Consider the following 18586-nt stretch of genomic DNA (forward strand, 5'->3'; position numbering starts at 1 on the left):
GGTCTGCTCACCTCATCGGGACGGGTGTGTCCGCGCCGCCGCGACCGCCCGAACCTCGGCGGTCGTGGCGCGGGGGAAGCGTCGGCCCGATGTCGACATCTGTCCCACTCGGTGTTGTTTCAGAGCCTCGCGGCCAGATCAGCCTCGGCCTCTTCGGGCTGGCGGTGGTGGTTCGCAGAAGTGCCGGTCGACCGGTTGGCATTGCCCACCACGGTATTGCGCACCACACCCAGACCCTCGACCTCGACCTCGACGGTGTCTCCCGGCTGAAGCAGCACGGGGGGCGTACGGCTGTAGCCGACGCCTGCCGGCGTTCCGGTGGCCAGGAGGTCTCCGGGGCGCAGGGTGAGGGTGTGCGACACCAAGGACAGGGTGTCCCCGACGGTGTAAACCATCTGATCGGTGGTGTCGTCCTGCATGATCTCGCCATTGACTCGGGTCTGCAGCCGCAGCCCCTGCCGCAGGTCGCCGACCTCGGCGGCGGGAACGAGCGGGCCGAGCGGCCCCGACTTGTCCCCGTTCTTGCCCAGAGTCCACTGGGAGGTCAGTTTCTGCGCCTTGCGCGAGGTGAGGTCGTTGAACGCGGAGTACCCGACGACCGCAGCGAGGGCCTCCTCCGGAGAGGCGTCGACAAGGGTCTCCCCGACCCAGGCGACGACCTCGCCCTCCCAGTCCAGCCCCGCCTCGTTGGCGGGCACCGGAACCTGCGCCCCGTCCACCGTGAGGGACTGCGGCCACCGGCCGAACAGGCTCGGGTACGCGGGCAGTTCCTGGTCGCGGAAGCTGCCTTCCGCCGCGTGCTTCAGGTAGTTGAGGCCGATGCAGAACACCCGGGCGTCGGGAAGTACGGGAGGAACTCGCTCGACCGACGCCGTGGCGAGCGTCGGACCGGCGGGCGGCCGGGAGAGCCATCCCGCCGGGTCGGCCCAGAAGTCCTCGACCGACGCGATGACGGTGACGCTTTCGTCACCCGGTCCGGTCAGGGCTGCGACCTCCACGCCGGAGTGCGGGTGCGGTCGCCTGACGCCCACGATCTTCATTGGTGTCCTTTCGTGTCCCGCGGTGCTCGGCCCGCGGGCGCTGTTCCTTGACTGCTGACGTGCGAAAGCCGGGCATCCCGGGTTACACGGGGCCCTCCGCCGACGCGCCTCCGTGGTCGTGATCGAGGAGGTGCTCGATCAGGAGGTCGGCGCCGAAGTCGTTGGACGGGTCGCGCCAGACGCTGTGCACGTGGTTGGCGTCGTCCTCGGCGTTGTCGAACTCGACGAGGGTGACCGGGCCCTGGATTCGGAAGTAGTGCGGCTTGTCCAGCGTGGTGCCGCCGGCCCAGGCGAAGTGGAGGTTCTCCACCCCGCCGGCCTCCGCGATGCGGTCCATCTCGGCCCCGACCAGGCCGGAGCGGGACCGCTCGACGAACTGGGCGAGCAGCGCGTCGAAGTGGGCGCGCTGGAGCACCGAGAGGTCTCCGGCCCGGATGCCCCGGGGATGGGCCCGGAAGTAGGCCAGGGCCTTGCGGTCCTCGTCGGTGATCATCGCGTCGCGTCGGCCGACACCGTGGTACGCCGGGTACTCGACCTCGCCGACGCACCTGACGGTACGGGTGACGAAGTCCGCCGGCGGCTTTGCATGAATGACCGTCTCCTTCTGCTGGGCGCCGGTGAGGCTGTCCAGCAGTTCGAAGGCCGTGTCCTCCTCCTCGCCCAGAATCCGGAACGGGCCGAAGCGGGCGGGCTCCGCCCCGAGCAGGAACGGGGTGGCGCTGACGAGGTCGCCGTCGACGACCGTGATGTTCAGCGACAGGTGGTGGCCGACCAGCCGCCAGCCCCAGGTGGTGTCCGGCTGGGGCTGGCCGAAGAAGGTGAGGAAGTAGCCGCGTGCGTCGCGGAAGATGGGCGCGATGTGGCCGAACAGCGGGAGGTTGAGCTCCCGGAGCACGTGCTCGTTGCTCATCACCTGGACCACACGGGCGTACGCGGGGATCGACATCGACTCGGCGATCAGCCGGTGCGCCAGACCTTCCTGACGCCGGTCGAGCTCCCCGAGGGCCAGGCCGTGCCGCCCGGACTCGGGCAGGAAGTTCCAGTGCGTCCGGCCGGGATCCGTGTGGGGCAGCAGCAGCCGTTCGCGCTGATCGGCGTTCAGCCCGTCGAACAGCCCCATCGCGGCGAAGGTGATGGCCGTCGCGTCGAAGGAACCGGCGGTCCGGGGTCGGTGCGCGGGCGGCAGCTCATCGCTTGGATGCGGGTGCTGTGGGTGCGGGTGCGGGGGAGGTGTCGCCGTCATGGCCTGCCGTGCCTTTCAGATTCGTGGGGGATACGTCGTACCGGTAGGGGCCGAGCCCCAGGAAGAGGCCTGCGCACACCACGCAGGCGACGGCGAGAGTGAGCATCGCCGGGGTGTAGGAGCCGAAGCTCTGTCGGCTCACCCCCACCAAGACCGTCGCCACGGCCCCGCCGAGCTGGAACACCGCGAACGCGAGGCCGTAGATCTTGCCGAAGGCCAGCCGCCCGAAGTACCGGGGGACCAGATAGCTGAGGACGTCGAACTCGGCGCCGATCAGAAGCCCCGTCAGCGCCGCCGCGATCAGTGCCGTCACCATGTTCGGCCCTGAGGCGAACAGCAGCACCGACACGACGCCGCCGACGAGGTAGATCGACATGACCCGGGAGACCGGGATGCGGTCGAGCAGCCAGCCGGTGACGATCCTGGCCATGATGAGCGCCAGCCCCAGCGCGACGGGAACCAGGCTCGCCACGTTCGCGGGCACTCCGGCGTCCAGCAGCAGGGGGATCTGGTGGACGACCACCGACGAACCGATCATCCCCAGGAGCACGAACGCGCCCAGTACGAGCCAGAACGGCCGGCTCTTCGCCGCGGTCTTCAAGGTGTCGCCGCCGTCCTGGACGCCCGCCTTGCGCGGGCTCGGTTCGGCGAGCAGGAAGTACGCGATCGGCCAGGCGATCAGCGCGAACACCCCGAGGCCCAGGTAGCCCGCCCGCCAGCCGAACGAGGTGATCAGGACGGCCGAGAGCACCGGGACCAGCACGGTACCGACGCCGATTCCGGAGTTCGCTATGCCCAGCGCGAGCCCCAGCCTGCGATCGAACCAGCCCGCGGTGAGACGCAGGTAGGACACCGGCCACAGCCCCAGCCCGCAGATCGGGATGACGGCCCAGGCCACGTAGAAGACGGCCAGGTTGTCGGGCAGGAAGTACATCGCCATCAGCGAGAGGCCGAAGAGCGGCGAGCTGTACAGCACCAGACGGCGGCCGCCGAAGCGGTCGACCAGGAGACCTTGCAACGGCGAGATGAGCATGACGACGACGCTGAGGATGGACGAGGCCAGCGCGATGGCCGGCACCCCCCAGCCGAACTCCCGGTCGAGCGGGACGATGAACGCCCCGAACCCCATGACCGCCAGCACGCTGGGACCGCAGGCGAGGCCGAGGGCGGAGGCGATCGCGGTGCGCCAGCCCGCCGCTTCCTCGGGTGCCTCGTCGGCTCTTACGGCGGTTGCTGTGGATTGGTCCGTTGTCACGTGGAATCCTCCTTGATTCTGCGTGTGCCGGGAATGTGCTCTGCCGGGCAGCGGGTGAGGGACGGGCGCCCCGCCCGTCACGCGTCCGCCGGTGCTTATTCCGGTACGAATCCGGCTCGCACGAATCCGGTCCTGAGCGCCTGACGCAGCTGCGCGAGGAAACCGGGGACGTCGCCGTGCTCACCGGCGACGAACACGTAGAAGTCCGGCCGCGCGAGCACCGCCGTGCACGCGTGCTTGGCGAACCAGTGCGCATAGGCGTCGTCCAGGTCCTGGACCGGGCCGTCGCCCGACAGGTCGGCCGTCACTCCGCCGATCCGCGCGAACCAGGCCGCGTCCTCCTCGCTGAGCAGCCCGGCCGGGTCCCCGGTCCGGCTGATCAGCTGCCAGCCGCCACCGACGACGTCGTCGAACAGACCCTCCCGGTCGGCGACCCGCACCCGCCCCTGCGGTGCCAGCCGCCCCTGGACGCCCGCGCTCGCGACGGTGAGCGACGGTTCGCCCAGCCGAGGATGCGGAGGCTCCCGGGTCAGTGCGTCGGCATCACGGCTGCGCCGGCGCAGCTCGGCGTCCCGGACGGCCGCGCGGTCGACGTCGAGTTCGCAGATGACCCGGCCCGCGCTCACGGCCTCGTCGATGATCTCCCGTACGTGGCCCGTGCGTTCAGGTCCGTACGAGGCGCACACGGATGGCGAGGCCAGCCCGCGGTGCACCAGGTCCAGTCGCCAGGCGAGGGCAAGCGCGTCGCGCAGCCCGGAGCAGAGTCCCTGTCCGAGGAACGGTGGCATGAGGTGCGCCGCGTCACCCGCGAGGAAGACGTTCCCCTTGTTCCAGGTGTGGGCCCACCGCCCCCGGAAGGTGTACACGGCGTGCCGTTCGAGCCTGGCGGTCTCCGGGGTCACGCCCCAGGGCTTCATGAGCCGCCACGCCGTGCTCTCCAGAGCCAGTTCCTCCGGGGTCACGTCCGCGCGGCGCATGAACTCGAACCGCCGCCGCCCCGGACCGCTGTTGACCACCGTCGCGGGCTGCGCGGGGTCGCAGTACTGGGTGACGAAGGCGCTCCAGTTCTCCTCAGCCAGGGGCTCGTAGTCGACGACCAGCCAGTCGGCCTGGAACCCCGAGTCGCCTACTCCGAGGCCGAGTTGGGACCGCACGGGACTGTTGGCCCCGTCCGCCCCGACCAGCCAGCGCGAGCGCACCCCCACCGGGGAGGCGGCGGGCTGCTCGGTCGGCGCCAGCAGGGCGAAGACCCCCTGCGCGTCCTGGGTCAGGGACTGGAAGGTCCAGCTGCGGTGGACCGTCACGCCCGGAGTCGTGATCGCCACGTCCTCCAACACGGCTTCGAGGTCGGGCTGGTAGAAGCCGTTGGTGTTCGCCCAGCCGGACTCGGAAGCCCTGTTCCAGTCGATGGCCTGGAGGAGGTCGCCCGCGCCGTTGCGGAACTCGTACCCGCCCCGCTCGCCCTGCGAGGGCTCGAAGAGGCCGGCGTGGTCGGCCATCAGCCCGGCGGACTGGAGAATACGCAGCGCCTCGTGGTCGATGGTGCACGCACGAGGCAAGGGGTAGCGTTGTGGCCAGCGTTCGACGACGGACACCTGAAGTCCGGACCGGCCGAGGAGGATCGCGGTCAGCAGCCCCACGGGCCCGCCGCCGACGACCAGGCAGTCGACGTCCGGTCTCGGCGCCGTGACGCCCTGCGGTTCGGGGCACGCCGCCACCACGTCCGCCCTGTCCGTCATGTGCGGGGTCCTTCCGTACGAAGACGGTCCGCGGCGGCGGGCCCTGCGGGTGGGTGGGTCACGGTCGTGCGCTCCGACGGATGCGGGGTGAGGTGGGGGCGGTGGACGCCCGGGGGCAGGACGACGCACTTGGCGTGCGGCGACAGGGCCTGGGTCCGCCACGCGGACACCAGCTCTTCGAGCGGGAAGGCGCGGGTCTCGACCCGCAGTTCGCCACCGGAGAGGGCGGACCAGAGCCAGGTCAACGCCGCCGTCTTGTCCCGCAGTGGCGTGTGCAGCCCGGCGAAACCGGACAGGGTGAGCTGCTTGCCGCGCAACAGCCCAGCGGGAACAAGGGCGGTCGCACCGGCCGGATTGCCGATGTTCACCACCCGGGCCCGTGGTGCACACACCCGCAGCGCCGCCTCCAGCGGTGTCCCGTACACCCCGTCCAGGACGACGTCGACCGGCCCGCTCTGCGCCAGCAGCCGGGCCGCCAGTGATTCCGCGCTGTCCTGAGCACGCAGTTCGACGACGGCGTGGGCGCCCAGGCCCAGCAGGCGGTCCAACGCGGTACGGTCACGGGCCACGCCGACCACTCGCCCCGCCCCGTGCTGTCGCGCCACCTGCACCGCGAGCTGTCCGACCGCACCGGTCGCCCCCAGGACGAGCACCGTTTCGCCGGGGCGCAGGTTCGCCTCCTCGATGAGGGGCAGGTACGCCGCCGTACCGGAGTTGCCGACTGCTGCGGCCTGCACCGGGTCCAGCCCGTCGGGTAGCGGCAGCAGTTCCTCGTCGGCGACGAGGACTCGCGTGGCGAACGCGCCGGGAGTCTCCGGCGCGGCATGGCACTGGGCGTACACCCAGGAGCCGACCGGGTGGCGGTCGGACTCGACCACGACGCCCACGCACTCGGTGCCCGGTACGTACGGCGCGTCATGACGGGCCGAGTGGAACGTCCCCGAGGCGATGACCAGGTCCAACGGGTTGAGCGGCGCCGCCACCACGTCCACGAGGGTGTTGCCGGGCGTACGCGCCGGCAGGGCGACCCGGCCGAGATGGGGTTCGGCTCCGGGGGAGTCCACGACCGCCGCCAGGACCTCGGCCCCGGCGGAGTCCACCGCCGCTGCCAAGGCCCCGGCGGCGCGGTCCACCGGTTCTTCGAGCGTCACCGGGACGCCGAGGTGTTCGGCGCGGGCGCGAAGCGGTCCAGGGTGGTGATGCCCTCGAACTGGTGCGGCTGGGTTCCGGCCATCAGCCGTCCGTAGTTCTCGGACAGGGCCTCAAGATTGAGAGCGCCGTGCAGGGTGATGACCCGGGCGTCGCGCCAGGCACGCTGGATGGGATCGCTCTCCATGATCGCGGTCGATCCCGAGTTCCGCTGGAGCAGCTCGATCGCCTCCGAACACCACTTGGCCGCGTAGGCGGTCTCCACGAGGACCCGCGAGCTGAACTTCTGCAGGTAGTCCCCGTCGGCCGGGGTGCCGGCGGCGGAGAGCTCGCCGAGCCGGTCGGTCTCCTCGGCATTGGCGCGGGCCATCAAGGTGGCCGACTGGATCTTGGAATGGACCTCGGCGAGCATCAAGTGCGTAAGGGGCGCTTCCAGTTGGTTCTTGTACGAGGTGCCGCGCAGCGGCCGGCCCGCGGCCCGTTCCATGAAGCGGCTCAGCGCGCCCTGTGCGATGCCGATCGACATTCCCGCCATCAGGCTGAACGACCAGCCGAGCGAAGGAGCCTTCCAGATCGTTCCCTTGAGCCCGTTGTCCAGCTTGCCGCCGACGACATCGCGGAAGTCGACGCCGCGGTGGTCCGGGACGAAGAGCTCGTCCTTCACCAGCGTGCTGGACACGCTGCCGGTGGCCCGCATTCCGGCGACCTGCCAGTCGTCCAGGAAGCGGAGTTCCTCGCGCGGGACCTGAAGACCCACCAGGAAGCGGCCCTCGCCTTCGTCGGCGATGCACCCGAGGTTGGTGTACGGCGCCCAGAGCGAGTCGCTGCCGAAGGTCCAGGGGCCGCCGGAGACGACCCAGCCGCCCTCGACCCGCTTCGCGCGCCCCCGGGAGGCCGGGAAGTGACTGGAGCCTGCGACCCGCGGCCCGACCCAGTCACAGCCGTAGACCTCTTCGACGACCCTGGCGCCCGAACCGGCGGGAATCCAGTTCGTCGAGGCGCCCACCCACACGATCCAGCCGCAGGAGCCGTCCCAGGAGGCGACCTCGGAGACGACGTCGAGCTGCTGGGACACGGTCAGCTCGTCGCCTCCGAACTCGGCGGGGCTGCCGATGCCGAACGCGCCGGTGGCGTCCAGGTCGGCGATGGTCTCCTCCGAGTGCCGGCCGGCGCGTTCCGCTTCCAGTGCGCGCTTGCGCAGCGTCGGTCCGAGGGCCCGCACGTTGTCGAGGATCGTGGCCAGCCTGTCGGACGTGTCGTGCGTCGCACCTGTCATCGTCTTCTCCTGTTCGTTCAACGGGTCGAAAGCGGGTGGGGGCCCGAGGAGGGGCTGGGATCTGCCCCGGCGGCCGGATCGGCTCCCTCTGAGGCCGCTCCGTACGAGTCCGTACGAGCGGCATGGGGCCAGGTCATGTCCCAGCCGGGCGGCGGGGGTTGTCGGTGTGGACGACGAGGGGAGAGGTGTCCGGAGCGACGCTCAGGCCGTTGACGTACAGCAGCACCATGACGTGGTCCCCGTAGGTGACCTCCTCATAGATCGAGCAGTCGAGCCACACGGTGGCGCCCTTCAGGAAGACGCCACCGCCACGGCCGGTGAACCAGTCCGTTCCTGCGAAACGGTCACCCTTCTCACTCGCCAGCCGTGCGCGGATCTCTTCCTGGTCCTCGGCCAGCACGCTCACCCCGAGACGGGGCCGGCGCCGCAGTGCGGGCCAGCTCGTGGAGGTGAGCGGAAGGTACGCCGCCACCAGGGGCGGCTGCGTCGACACGGACGCGAACGAACTCGCCGCCAGTCCCATCGGCTCGCCGTCGAGCTGGGCGCACAGGGCGGCGGCGCCGGAGGGGAAGTAACCGAAGGCCCGCCGCAGTTGCTCCGGGGCCGTCACCGGCTCGATGCCCCTCGCCGGACTCTCCTGCTCCGACACTGGACTCTCCTGCCCCGAGCCGTTCACGACGAGGTCGCCCCGGCGTCCAGCCAGGCCCGTACGGAGGCTGCGTCGGCGTCGAGGACGGGCGGCGCGCGGTGGTCGAGGCGGGTCGTCTCGGTCTCCACCCCTGTGGCGTCGAGGGCGAAGGTCCGCAGGGCCGAACCCGGCAGGCTCACCGTGCCCAGGCTCGGGTGCTCGACATCGACGAGGAGGCGCTGCGAGCGGGTCTGCTCCCAGGCGTAGACCTCGTCGAGGCCGCGGACCCGGCCCGCCGGAATGTCGGCGTCGGCGAGGCGCTGGAGGAGGTCGGCCGCGTCGTAGGAGCCGAAGACGCCTTCGAGCAGTTTGGTGAGGCCGTCCCGGTTCGCCAGCCGGTCGGCGTTGGTCGCGTACGCGGGATCGTCGGCGGGGAGGCCGAAGGCGGCGCACAGTCGGCTCCACATGGCGTCGTTCCCGCAGGCGATCTGCACGCTTCCGCCCGCGCACCGGAACAGCCCGTACGGGGCGATGGTCGGGTGCTGGTTGCCCTGTGCGGCTCCGAGGTCACCGCCCACCGTCCAGCGGGTGCCCTGGAACGCGTGGGCCCCGACGACGGAAGCGAGCAGCGACGTACGGACAATCTGTCCCCGGCCGGTGCGGTCGCGTTCGCGCAATGCTGCGAGCACACCGAACGCGCCGTTCATGCCGGAGAGCAGGTCGGCGATCGGTACCCCCACTCGCTGGGGGTGGTCCGGGTCGGCGCCGGTGAGCGACATGAGTCCGGCCTCGCCCTGGGCGATCTGGTCGTACCCGGCGCGGTGGGCCTCTGGACCGTCGTGGCCGAAGCCGCTGATCGACAGCAGCACCAGACGCGGGTTGAGCCGCATCAGCCGCTCGGTTCCGAATCCCAGCCGCTCCAGGGTGCCCGGCTTGAAGTTCTCCAGCAGGACGTCGGCCCGCTCGATGAGCCGGGCCAGCACCCGGGCGTCCTCCTCGCGCTTCAGGTTGAGCGCGATCGACTCCTTGTTCCGGTTGCAGGACAGGAAGTACGTCGACTCCGTGGTGCCGTCCTGGGCGCTCACGAACGGCGGCCCCCAGGACCGGGTGTCGTCCCCCGAGGGGCTCTCGACCTTGATCACCCGGGCGCCCAGGTCACCGAGCATCATCCCGGCCTGCGGCCCGGCGAGGGCCCGGCTGAGGTCGACGACGAGCAGACCGTCGAGCGGCCCGCTCATGAGCGGCTCTCCGGCGCGTCCTTGGCGGCCGCGGCCGCGTTCGGCCGGATCACCAGCATGCTCGCGGGCAGGTTCGTACGGTTCTCGACGCTGCGTACCGTGCCGTCCGTGAGCCGTGCCGCATCCAGGGCCGCCAGGACGTGGGTAGTGCCCTCGGCGTCGCAGAGCGTCAGCTCACCGCTGAGCACGAGGTAGAGGGTCTCCACCGGGACCGGCCCCAGGTCGGCCCGGCCGCCGGGGAGGTAGTGCGAGAGGGCCACCGTGACGGCGCCGTCGTAGTGCTCGCCGCCGAAGAGGTGGACGGGGCCGACGCCCTGGTGCCCGGCGGGCTGGAAGCGTGGGGCCTGAGTGAGGCGGGTGATCTCTATCGACACGGTGGAGGCACTCGTTTCTTGCTGGGCAGTGGTGTGGCACTCGGGGCGGACGCATCCGTGCGCGTCGACGCCGGCCTACCGCGAGGTCCCGGGGCGAGAAGTCGGGGTGAAGAGGTGGCAGTGCCACGGTAGGAGAGGCCAAACGAAAGTGTCAACATTTAATGCCGACGTCATCGACATTTGATTGGGATGTATCGCTGATCGGGGTCTTTAGTCACGCAAAGGCGAATCCCCGGCCATCCCGTTCCGCGAAAACTGTTGACAGATTTGCCGAAGGACACGGTTGGATCGGCACCGGTCGGCCGGTCCCTCAGCGCACGCGTTGGCTCAGGAGTGGAACGTGGATGCGTAGTACATTAAGGCCCATGTCAGGCATCAGGAAGCAGTCGCAGGTTCGGGTTCCCCCGGAGATCGTCGAGGCCGTCGTACGGGTGGCGCAGGCGCGGGGCGTTCCCGCCGCTGAGGTGACCCTGCGGGACATTGCCCAGGAGGCCGGGATCTCGCGGAGCACCCTGCTGCGGCGGCTGGACGGGAACCGGCGGGCCCTGGACGACGCGCTGCGGGCGGCGGGTGTCGAACCGGGGGGACGGAAACCCGTCAAGGAACGCGCGGTCGAGGAGACGGGCCGACTGATCAGCGAGTACGGACTGGGGATGGTGACGTTCGAGAAGGTGGCGGCGGTGGCCGAGTGCTCAGTGCCCAGCCTCTACGCGAGCTTCGGCGGACGCGACGAGCTCCTGCGCGCGGTGTTCGAGCGCTACAGCCCCCTGCTCGACGTCGAGAACTACCTGGCTGAGCGGCACGAGGACCTCGAAGCGACCGTTCGCGGCCTCTACCGCCTCCTGGCCGACGTCCTCGAACGCGAACCGCGTGTCCTCCCGGCTCTCCTGGCGGAAGTCTTCGCGAGACCCGGCGACGTCCACGTCCAGGCCCTCTTCCAGAACCTCATTCCCCGGCTTCTCGCCGGACTCGGGCAGTGGCTCGCCGGGGAGGTCCGGGCCGGCCGTATCCGGGACCTGCCGCCCCTGCTGCTCACACAGCAGATGACCAGCCCGATCCTGCTGCACTTCCTGATGCGCCCGGCCACCAGCCAAATCGTCGAGGAAGGCCTGCCCACCAAGGACGAGGTCGTCGAGACCTACACGCAGACCTTCCTGCGCGCCGTGGCCCTGCCTTCGTAGGAGGCAGTACGGAACCCGGTGGTGGGGTCAGGCGGGCTTGACGGGGAGCTGGAGGTACGACGCCCGGTCGCCGCCGGTGTGGATGATGTGCCGTCCGCCGTGCGGGGTTGTGTACTCGCGAATGCCGGGCATCATCGTGCCCAGGAGCGAGCGGCTGCTGACGACGAACCGCAGCTGTTCGCCCGCCTGGAAGGTGAGTCCGACCGGAAGCAGGTCGATCTCGACGTCAACGACCTCGCCGGGGGAGAGCTTCTCGACCCGGTCGAAGCTGTGAGCGGGGACTTCATCGGTGGCCAGAGCCTTGTCCAGGTGGCGCATCGAGACGCGCAGCCGGCCGTCGGAACCCTTGTACCGCAGGATCGAGGCGCCCCGCTCGGTGACGTCCTGGGCCAACGCGCCCCGGTTCAGCGCGGTGAACGCCTGGAGCGGGGTGCCCTGCGCGTCGAGCTTCTGGACGAGGACGAAGAGGTCCATGTCGTCCGCGCCCTCCGCCTCGACCCACAGGTGGGCCTTGGGGTATCCGACCAGCGTGGTGTCCCCGGCGAAGCGCGCCACGAACGACACCACGTCGGGGTTGGCCGCGACGGCGTACCCCGCCTCCGCCTCGGCGGTGGGTGCTTCCGTTGCCAGGGTCCGGGTGCGGCCGTCGAGGTAGTACTTCGTGAGCGTGACGTCGGCCGGCGGGAACTGGTCCGCCGGGACGTTCACCTGGTCGCCGCCCTGGAGGTCCAGGACGGAGTAGCGCACGCGCGGCGTCTGCTCCCAGCCGTTGTCCTCGCCCTTGAGGGTGTGGTCGAAGAAGCGGCGCAGGTCCTCGACGTTGGCCTCCTCGTAGTAGTCGGGCCATTCCTGGCTGTTGTGGATGCGCAGCCACTTGTCCTCGGACGCCATCCGACGCCAGGCGCGGAAGGTGCCGGCGGTGTGCAGGGTGTTCGAGTAGCTGGCGACGACGTACGCCGGCACGTTGATCTTGTCGAACGCCGGGATCTTGTTCTCCCACAGTCCGTCCATCAGCGGACGCTGTTCGGCCTCGGCGAGGATGTCCTCCTTCTGGCCGAGTCCGTAGTAGCTGTTGTCCTGGAGCTGCCGGGCGAAGCCGGTGTCGGGCATGCCGCCGCGCAGCACCAGGTCGCGGTAGACGTCGCTCACGCCCTCCCACGGGTTGATCGCTGCCAGGTGCGGCGGCTGCTCGGCCGCGGTGAACCACTGGGAGACCGCGAGGTAGGACGTACCGCTCATGGCGACCTTGCCGGTGCACCAGTCCTGGATGCCCAGCCACTCGACCAGGTCGTAGCAGTCCCGGCCCTCCTGGCGGTCCCACACGACGCTGTCGCCCTCGGAGTGGGCCACGCCCCGGATGTCCGGGTTGCAGATCGCGTAACCGCGGGCGCACCAGTACGCGGGGTCCGGACCCTCGAACTTCTCCAGACCGGAAACGCCCGCATTGTCCAGGCCGACCATGCCGAAGATGCCCATCACGCTGGCGGACGTGCCCTGGCCCTTGCCGTACGGGCTCCACGCCACGATGACCGGCACGCGCTCCGAGCCCGCCGGGCGGAACACGTCGATGTGAATCGTGACTCCGTCACGCAACGTCACCGGAACGTCCTTGTCGAGCACGATGTCGACAGGCAACGGCATGAACGGCGGCGCGATCTTCGATCCCGCCTCCAGCGTCCGGGTGCCGGGCTCGAAACCGCTCAGGATGCCGTACCTGCCGCCCGGCTCCAGAGGCTGGGAGGGCATGAAGATCTTCTGGTCGTCACTCATCGCGAGCTCCTCGTTTCTCATCCAAAGTCGGGCGCTGCCGACAAATGGAGCGTACGTCCGAGCGCTCCAAAACTCAACATGTGTTGAGATGTTGTTCAGGGCGGTAGTTTTGGGACATGACCACACATACGAATCCCGCCTCCGCCCGCCTCGGGCGGCGCCCGGGGGCGAACACGACCCGGCAGGCGATCCTTGCAGCGGCCCGCGCCCGTTTCGCGGCCGACGGTTTCACCGCGACCACGATCCGGCGGATCGCCACCGACGCGGGAGTGGACGCCTCCCTGGTCATGCAGTTCTTCCGGTCGAAGAACGAACTGTTCGCCGCGGTCATGGCCGTTCCCCCAGGCGCGTTGACGCGCTTCAGCGCTGCGTTCGACGGAACGGACGACCGCATAGGCGAACGCGTGGTCCGGGCCTTCTTCGAGGTGTGGGAGGTGGACGCCGACTCAGCGGAGCCGCTCATGGCGATGCTGCGGGGCGCCATCGTCAACGACCAGGCGGGCGAGCAACTGAGTGGGTTCCTCCAGGAGCGGCTGCTCGTCGACGCCATCACCCAGCGCGACGTCGACGATGCGATGCTCCGAGCGGGGATCGTGTCGTCGATGCTGGTCGGGCTCGTGGTGGGGCGCGGCGTCGTCGGCGTCCCCGCGCTCACCGAGGCGGAACGGGAGAGGCTGATCGAGCTCGTCGGGCCCGCCGTGCAGAGTGTGCTGGTCCCGGCCCCTCGGACCGCCGAGGACCAGGAGTCCCGCCCATGACCGCGATCGACGGCCGCATCCACATCGACGGGCACCGCGCCCCCTGCGCCCGACCTGTAGGACGCTGCCGACACCCTGGAACGGCCGGGAGGAGTCGCCTGGATCGGCCTGCTCGCGGGGCCTGCTGCGCGGCGCCGACAGGTACGGCACCGGCGACAAGGTGCAGAACCGCCTGCGCAATGTGCTCGACCACACGATTCGGGTGACGGAACGCATCGACGGGGCCAGATCCCCGCTGGAGAACGCGCTGACCGTCCACTCGACACCGGTGACGATGGATCAGAACGAGGCCCTGCGACACATGTCGAGCGCGAGCCTCGCCCAGGGAGAGGAGAGCCGCCGTCTCGCGGAGGAGACCATCGAGCAGGGCGAGCAGACGGGGCGCACGCCAGGTGGCCGCCACTGCCGTTCCCCTCCCCGGCGCTCAGAGGGGGTGCCCGAGGCTGTCGGCCAACCGCCGCACCAGATCGTATGCGGCGTCGGGAATGACGGTCCCGGGCGGGAACACGGCGGCTGCTCCCATGCCCAGCAGAGTGGTCACGTCCTGCGGCGGGATGACGCCGCCGACAGTGATCATGATGTCTTCGCGGCCCTCCGCCGCGAGTTCCTCGCGAAGTGCCGGTACGAGAGTGAGGTGCCCGGCAGCCAGCGAGGAGACGCCGACCACGTGCACGTCCGCCTCGACGGCCTGGCGTGCGACCTCCGCCGGGGTCTGGAACAGCGGGCCGACGTCCACGTCGAAGCCCAGGTCGGCGAAGGCGGTGGAGATCACCTTCTGGCCGCGGTCGTGGCCGTCCTGCCCCATCTTGGCGACCAGCATGCGCGGACGGCGGCCCTCCGCCTCCTCGAAGGACGCCACCAGGGCGAGCGTCCTGTCCACGGCGGGGGACCGGCCCGCTTCGTTGCGGTAGACCCCGGAAATCGTACGGATCTGGCCCGCGTGCCGTCCGTACACCTTCTCCAGCGCGTCCGAGATCTCGCCGACGGTAGCCTTGGCGCGGGCCGCCCGCACGGCGAGTTCCAGGAGATTGCCGGTGCCTTCGGCCGCACGGGTCAGCGCGTCCAGTGCGCTCCGGCAGGACTGCTCGTCGCGTTCGGCCCGCAGCCGCCGGAGCTTGTCGATCTGCTGGGTGCGTACGGAGGAGTTGTCGACCGACCGGACGTCGATCTTCTCGTCGGTCTCGACGCGGTACTTGTTGACGCCGATGACGGGCTGGCGCCCGGAGTCGATGCGGGCCTGGGTGCGGGCTGCGGCCTCCTCGATGCGGAGCTTGGGGATGCCGGCCTCGATGGCCTTCGCCATGCCGCCGGCCGCCTCCACCTCCTCGATGTGCTGCCAGGCGCGCCGAGCGAGGTCGTGGGTGAGTTTCTCGACATAGGCGCTGCCGCCCCACGGATCGATGACGCGGGTGGTGCCCGACTCCTGCTGGAGCAGGAGCTGCGTGTTGCGGGCGATGCGCGCCGAGAAGTCGGTCGGCAGGGCCAGGGCTTCATCGAGGGCGTTGGTGTGCAGCGACTGGGTGTGGCCCTGGGTGGCGGCCATCGCCTCGATGCAGGTGCGCGGCACGTTGTTGAAGACGTCCTGTGCGGTCAGCGACCAGCCCGAAGTCTGTGAATGGGTGCGCAGGGAGAGGGACTTGGGGTTCTTCGGGTCGAACTGCTTGACCAGCTTCGCCCACAGCAGGCGCGCCGCCCGCATCTTGGCGATCTCCATGAAGAAGTTCATGCCGATCGCCCAGAAGAAGGACAAGCGGGGCGCGAACGCGTCGACGTCCATCCCCGCGGCCAGCCCCGCCCGCAGGTACTCCACACCGTCCGCGAGGGTGTACGCCAGCTCCAGATCGGCAGTCGCACCTGCCTCCTGTATGTGATAGCCGGAGATCGAGATCGAGTTGTAGCGCGGCATCTTCTGCGAGGTGAACGCGAAGATGTCGGAGATGATCCGCATCGAGGGCTTCGGCGGATAGATATAGGTGTTGCGGACCATGAACTCCTTGAGGATGTCGTTCTGGATGGTCCCCGCCAGCATCGAAGGCGGCACCCCCTGTTCCTCGGCCGCCACGATGTACAGCGCCAGTACGGGAAGCACCCCGCCGTTCATCGTCATCGACACCGACATCCTGTCCAGCGGGATGCCGTCGAAGAGCTGCCGCATGTCGTAGATCGAGTCGATCGCCACACCCGCCATACCGACGTCGCCGGTGACACGCGGGTGGTCGCTGTCGTATCCGCGGTGCGTGGGCAGGTCGAAGGCCACCGACAGGCCCTTCTGGCCGGCGGCCAGGTTGCGCCGGTAGAAGGCGTTGGACTCCTCGGCGGTGGAGAAGCCCGCGTACTGGCGGATCGTCCACGGCTGATTGACGTACATCGTCGGGTACGGACCGCGCAGGTACGGGGCGATGCCGGGGTACGTGTCCAGGAAGTCGAGCCCCTTCAGGTCCTGGGCCGTGTAGAGCGGCATGACCGCGATCCCCTCGGGCGTCTCCCAGAGAGGATCACCGCCCGCCGCCGCCTCGGACAGGGCGCTGCGCCAGGCGTCGATGCTGCCGTCGACGACGGGGGTTCCCAGCGCGATTCCGGTGAAGTCGGGGATGGACATCAGGACGCTCCCATGCGGTCGAAGGTCGCGGACAGTACGGCCACGGCGTCGCAGCCTGCGAAGACGTAGGAATCGGCGGTCAGGTGCGGTGCGGCACGCCCTGCGAGGAACACGTGGGAGGCGCCGGCGGCCCGCAGTTCCGCCACGGCGGATTCGGCCTGCTCCGCGTACAGGTCGTCGCTGGAGCACAGGCACGCCTCCGTGGCTCCGCTCTCCTCGAACGTTCCGGTGGTGACGGCTTCGATGCCGCCGGCCCCGAAGAGGCGGGCGGCGAAGGTGGCCCGGGCGGTATGCGCGGAGACGGGGCCGAGGGCCGCCAGGAAGATCCGGGGCCGGTGACCTGCCGCGGCCAAGTGGGCGTCGGAGCGGGCCCGCAGGGTCTCGAAGGCATCGTCGCGCCGTACCCGGGGCAGCCCTCCCCCCGGCCGGTCGGGCGCGGGCCTGCGGCTGACCTTCTCCTCGGCGAGGTGCGGGAACTCGCTGACCCCGGTGATCGGTTCGTCGCGTCGGGCGAGCGCGTCGCTCCGCGCGGACCACGTGGCGTCGATGCGCTTGCCGATCAGGCCGGAACGCAGGGCCGCCGCCTGGCCCCCCGCCCCTTCGATCTCCTGGAAGAACTCCCAGCCCCGGTGGGCCAGTTCCTCGGTCAGCCGCTCCACGTACCAGGAGCCGCCCGCCGGGTCGATCACCCGGGACAGGTGCGATTCCTTGATGAGGACCGAAGAGGTGTTGCGGGCGATGCGCCGTGCGAACGCGTTCGGCAGGCCGAGTGCGTCGTCGAAGGGCAGGACGGTGACGGAGTCGGCCCCGCCCGTACCTGCGGCCAGCGCGGCGATGGTGGTACGCAGCATGTTCACCCACGGGTCGCGCCGCGTCATCATCACCGACGAGGTCACGGCGTGCTGCACCTGACCGCCCGCCTGTGGCGTCCCGCACGCCTCGGCCACCTTCGCCCACAGCCGGCGCGCCGCCCGCAACTTGGCGATCGTCAGGAACTGGTCCGCAGACGCCGCGTACCGGAATTCCAGCTGCGCACAAGCCTGTTCGACGTCGAGCCCGGCCCCGGCCAGCGCGCGCAGGGTGGCGACTCCCGTGGCCAGGGAGCAGCCCAGCTCCTGTACGGCCGAACCCCCTGCCTCGTGGTACGGCAGCGCGTCCACCGTGAAGGCCCGCAGCCCCGGGTATTCCTCGGCGCACTGCCGGGCCAGGCCGGCCAGGGGAGCGAAGGCCAGCTCCTCACCTGTGCGGGCCTCGTGCCCCAGGGGGTCGGCGCCGAGATTGCCGCGAGCGGCTGTCTTGTCGACGCCTCTTTCCTCGTAGAGCCGCAGCAGCCGCTCGGCGGCAGGCAGTGTGTCGGCTCCGGCGTCGAGGACGACCGGTGCGAGGTCGAGCAGGACGCCTTCCAGGACCCGGTCGAGCGAGGACACCGCGAGGCCGTCGGCCCCCACGGCCAGCCACAGGGAGGTCACACCGTTCTCAAGATCGGTCAGGACGGCCTCGTTGTCCGGCGCCTCGTGGCGCTGACGTACGTCCCAGCCGTCGAGGGCGTTCACCTGCGCCCTGCCCCCGCGCAGGAAGGGTGCGAAGCCTGGGAAACCAGGATCAATGTCGTCGGCCCCCGCCGTGTAGAGGGGCGGGGTGCGGAGTCCGTCCTCAAGCCGGGTGGACAGGGTGTCCTCCGGCGGGGTGGACAGCGCGTTCTCCGCCGCTGCTCCGGTGGCACCCCTGCCCGGTTTGTGCAGCACCCCTTGGACAAGTCGCTGCCACTGCTCACAGGTGGCTTCCGGAAACCCGGCAGCGAGTGAGAACCCGTCGTCCTGGAGGGGTGTCATAGAGGGGCCTCAGCAGTTTCGTTGGGGGCGGAGCACTGGCCGCCGCGTCGGACACGTGCACGTCGCTGGGTGCGCGACGGGCGATCCCGCGCGAGGGGACCGCCCTGGGACCGCCCCGGCCGCGAGGCAGGGCAACCTCGGACAGGTCACGGCCGGGGCGGGGTCCTTGTGGGGTGCGGCCTCGCGCACGAGGCCGGCAACAGGGCGAGGACTGCTCCGTCGGCCCGATGGCTGTCCGGGGCACCGGACCGACGGATGCATGCCGGACCGGATGGGACCGGACGGCGTTGGCGGGTGGGGCGCCACCGTCACGCAGCCGCCCCGCCAGGGTCCGGCACGGGGAGGTTTCTTCCCGCGGGACTCTGTAGAGGAGCATCACTCACTACACCTCGAAATGTCAACACTTTGAGGTGAGGGTGGATGTGGGGGAGTCGCGAAACGCTTGCTGTGTAAGGCGTCCTTGGTCGTCGGGTGCTGTCGCGTGCTGACGTGTTGCCCGGACAT

General features: G+C 70.2%; 14 protein-coding genes. 2 read left to right on the forward strand and 12 right to left on the reverse strand.

Going from position 1 to position 18586, the window contains the following annotated elements:
- Positions 1–119 precede the first annotated feature (119 nt).
- The 9 genes from ACIREO_RS05355 to ACIREO_RS05395 form a co-directional block, all read right to left on the reverse strand.
- Positions 120–1040, reverse strand: a complete 921-nt coding sequence (locus tag ACIREO_RS05355; protein WP_404105299.1) for a fumarylacetoacetate hydrolase family protein — start codon at positions 1038–1040, stop codon at positions 120–122.
- Between the two features lie 82 nt (positions 1041–1122).
- Entirely contained in the window at positions 1123–2283 is a 1161-nt protein-coding gene (locus tag ACIREO_RS05360; protein ID WP_404105302.1) for a DUF3500 domain-containing protein, read from the reverse strand.
- On the reverse strand, positions 2228–3538 hold the full coding sequence (locus tag ACIREO_RS05365) for an MFS transporter (RefSeq protein WP_404105304.1): 1311 nt from the start codon (positions 3536–3538) through the stop codon (positions 2228–2230). The genes ACIREO_RS05360 and ACIREO_RS05365 overlap by 56 nt, the downstream gene beginning before the upstream one ends.
- A gap of 95 nt (positions 3539–3633) precedes the next feature.
- On the reverse strand, positions 3634–5277 hold the full coding sequence (locus ACIREO_RS05370; RefSeq protein ID WP_404105306.1) for a bifunctional 3-(3-hydroxy-phenyl)propionate/3-hydroxycinnamic acid hydroxylase: 1644 nt from the start codon (positions 5275–5277) through the stop codon (positions 3634–3636).
- Positions 5274–6428: a zinc-binding alcohol dehydrogenase family protein gene (locus tag ACIREO_RS05375; protein WP_404105309.1), complete on the reverse strand. Its 1155-nt coding sequence runs from the start codon at positions 6426–6428 to the stop codon at positions 5274–5276. Before ACIREO_RS05375 ends, ACIREO_RS05370 begins: the two co-directional genes overlap by 4 nt.
- Positions 6425–7702 carry an acyl-CoA dehydrogenase family protein gene (locus tag ACIREO_RS05380; protein ID WP_404105312.1) on the reverse strand — a complete coding sequence of 426 codons (1278 nt, stop codon included), beginning with the start codon at positions 7700–7702 and terminating at the stop codon, positions 6425–6427. The genes ACIREO_RS05375 and ACIREO_RS05380 overlap by 4 nt, the downstream gene beginning before the upstream one ends.
- Positions 7703–7835: 133 nt before the next feature.
- A complete protein-coding gene (locus ACIREO_RS05385; RefSeq protein ID WP_404105315.1) occupies positions 7836–8351 on the reverse strand; it encodes a flavin reductase family protein in 516 nt (171 codons plus the stop codon).
- A 23-nt stretch (positions 8352–8374) separates the two neighbouring features.
- Positions 8375–9568 (reverse strand): CaiB/BaiF CoA transferase family protein, encoded by a 1194-nt coding sequence (locus tag ACIREO_RS05390; protein ID WP_404105318.1) that lies wholly within the window; start codon positions 9566–9568, stop codon positions 8375–8377.
- Complete coding sequence (locus ACIREO_RS05395) at positions 9565–9942, reverse strand: cupin domain-containing protein (protein ID WP_404105321.1); 378 nt, start codon at positions 9940–9942, stop codon at positions 9565–9567. Before ACIREO_RS05395 ends, ACIREO_RS05390 begins: the two co-directional genes overlap by 4 nt.
- 365 nt (positions 9943–10307) lie before the next feature.
- On the opposite strand from ACIREO_RS05395, the gene ACIREO_RS05400 reads away from it, so the two are divergent.
- Positions 10308–11123 carry a TetR family transcriptional regulator gene (locus tag ACIREO_RS05400; RefSeq protein ID WP_404105324.1) on the forward strand — a complete coding sequence of 272 codons (816 nt, stop codon included), beginning with the start codon at positions 10308–10310 and terminating at the stop codon, positions 11121–11123.
- Between the two features lie 27 nt (positions 11124–11150).
- On the opposite strand, the gene ACIREO_RS05405 is transcribed toward ACIREO_RS05400, so the two are convergent.
- Entirely contained in the window at positions 11151–12893 is a 1743-nt protein-coding gene (locus ACIREO_RS05405; protein WP_404105327.1) for a CocE/NonD family hydrolase, read from the reverse strand.
- A gap of 116 nt (positions 12894–13009) precedes the next feature.
- Between ACIREO_RS05405 and ACIREO_RS05410 the strand changes: the two genes are divergently transcribed.
- Complete coding sequence (locus tag ACIREO_RS05410) at positions 13010–13651, forward strand: TetR family transcriptional regulator (protein ID WP_404105329.1); 642 nt, start codon at positions 13010–13012, stop codon at positions 13649–13651.
- A 424-nt stretch (positions 13652–14075) separates the two neighbouring features.
- On the opposite strand, the gene scpA is transcribed toward ACIREO_RS05410, so the two are convergent.
- Positions 14076–16250 (reverse strand): methylmalonyl-CoA mutase, encoded by a 2175-nt coding sequence (gene scpA / locus ACIREO_RS05415; protein WP_404105332.1) that lies wholly within the window; start codon positions 16248–16250, stop codon positions 14076–14078.
- The gene (locus tag ACIREO_RS05420) at positions 16250–18082 is read right to left on the reverse strand and encodes a methylmalonyl-CoA mutase family protein (protein WP_404105334.1); all 1833 of its coding nucleotides are present in this window, start codon (positions 18080–18082) and stop codon (positions 16250–16252) included. The genes scpA and ACIREO_RS05420 overlap by 1 nt, the downstream gene beginning before the upstream one ends.
- Positions 18083–18586 lie beyond the last annotated feature (504 nt).

The sequence above is a fragment of the Streptomyces sp. NPDC102441 genome (assembly GCF_044765585.1).
GTDB lineage: Bacteria > Actinomycetota > Actinomycetes > Streptomycetales > Streptomycetaceae > Streptomyces.

Bases quoted from the DNA above. Each gene is read 5' to 3' on its own strand.
- ACIREO_RS05355 (WP_404105299.1), bottom strand. From the start codon at position 1,040: ATGAAGATCGTGGGCGTCAGGCGACCGCACCCGCACTCCGGCGTGGAG.
- ACIREO_RS05360 (WP_404105302.1), bottom strand. From the start codon at position 2,283: ATGACGGCGACACCTCCCCCGCACCCGCACCCACAGCACCCGCATCCA.
- ACIREO_RS05370 (WP_404105306.1), bottom strand. From the start codon at position 5,277: ATGACGGACAGGGCGGACGTGGTGGCGGCGTGCCCCGAACCGCAGGGC.
- ACIREO_RS05380 (WP_404105312.1), bottom strand. From the start codon at position 7,702: ATGACAGGTGCGACGCACGACACGTCCGACAGGCTGGCCACGATCCTC.
- ACIREO_RS05390 (WP_404105318.1), bottom strand. From the start codon at position 9,568: ATGAGCGGGCCGCTCGACGGTCTGCTCGTCGTCGACCTCAGCCGGGCC.
- ACIREO_RS05400 (WP_404105324.1), top strand. From the start codon at position 10,308: ATGTCAGGCATCAGGAAGCAGTCGCAGGTTCGGGTTCCCCCGGAGATC.
- ACIREO_RS05405 (WP_404105327.1), bottom strand. From the start codon at position 12,893: ATGAGTGACGACCAGAAGATCTTCATGCCCTCCCAGCCTCTGGAGCCG.
- ACIREO_RS05410 (WP_404105329.1), top strand. From the start codon at position 13,010: ATGACCACACATACGAATCCCGCCTCCGCCCGCCTCGGGCGGCGCCCG.
- scpA (WP_404105332.1), bottom strand. From the start codon at position 16,250: ATGTCCATCCCCGACTTCACCGGAATCGCGCTGGGAACCCCCGTCGTC.
- ACIREO_RS05420 (WP_404105334.1), bottom strand. From the start codon at position 18,082: ATGACACCCCTCCAGGACGACGGGTTCTCACTCGCTGCCGGGTTTCCG.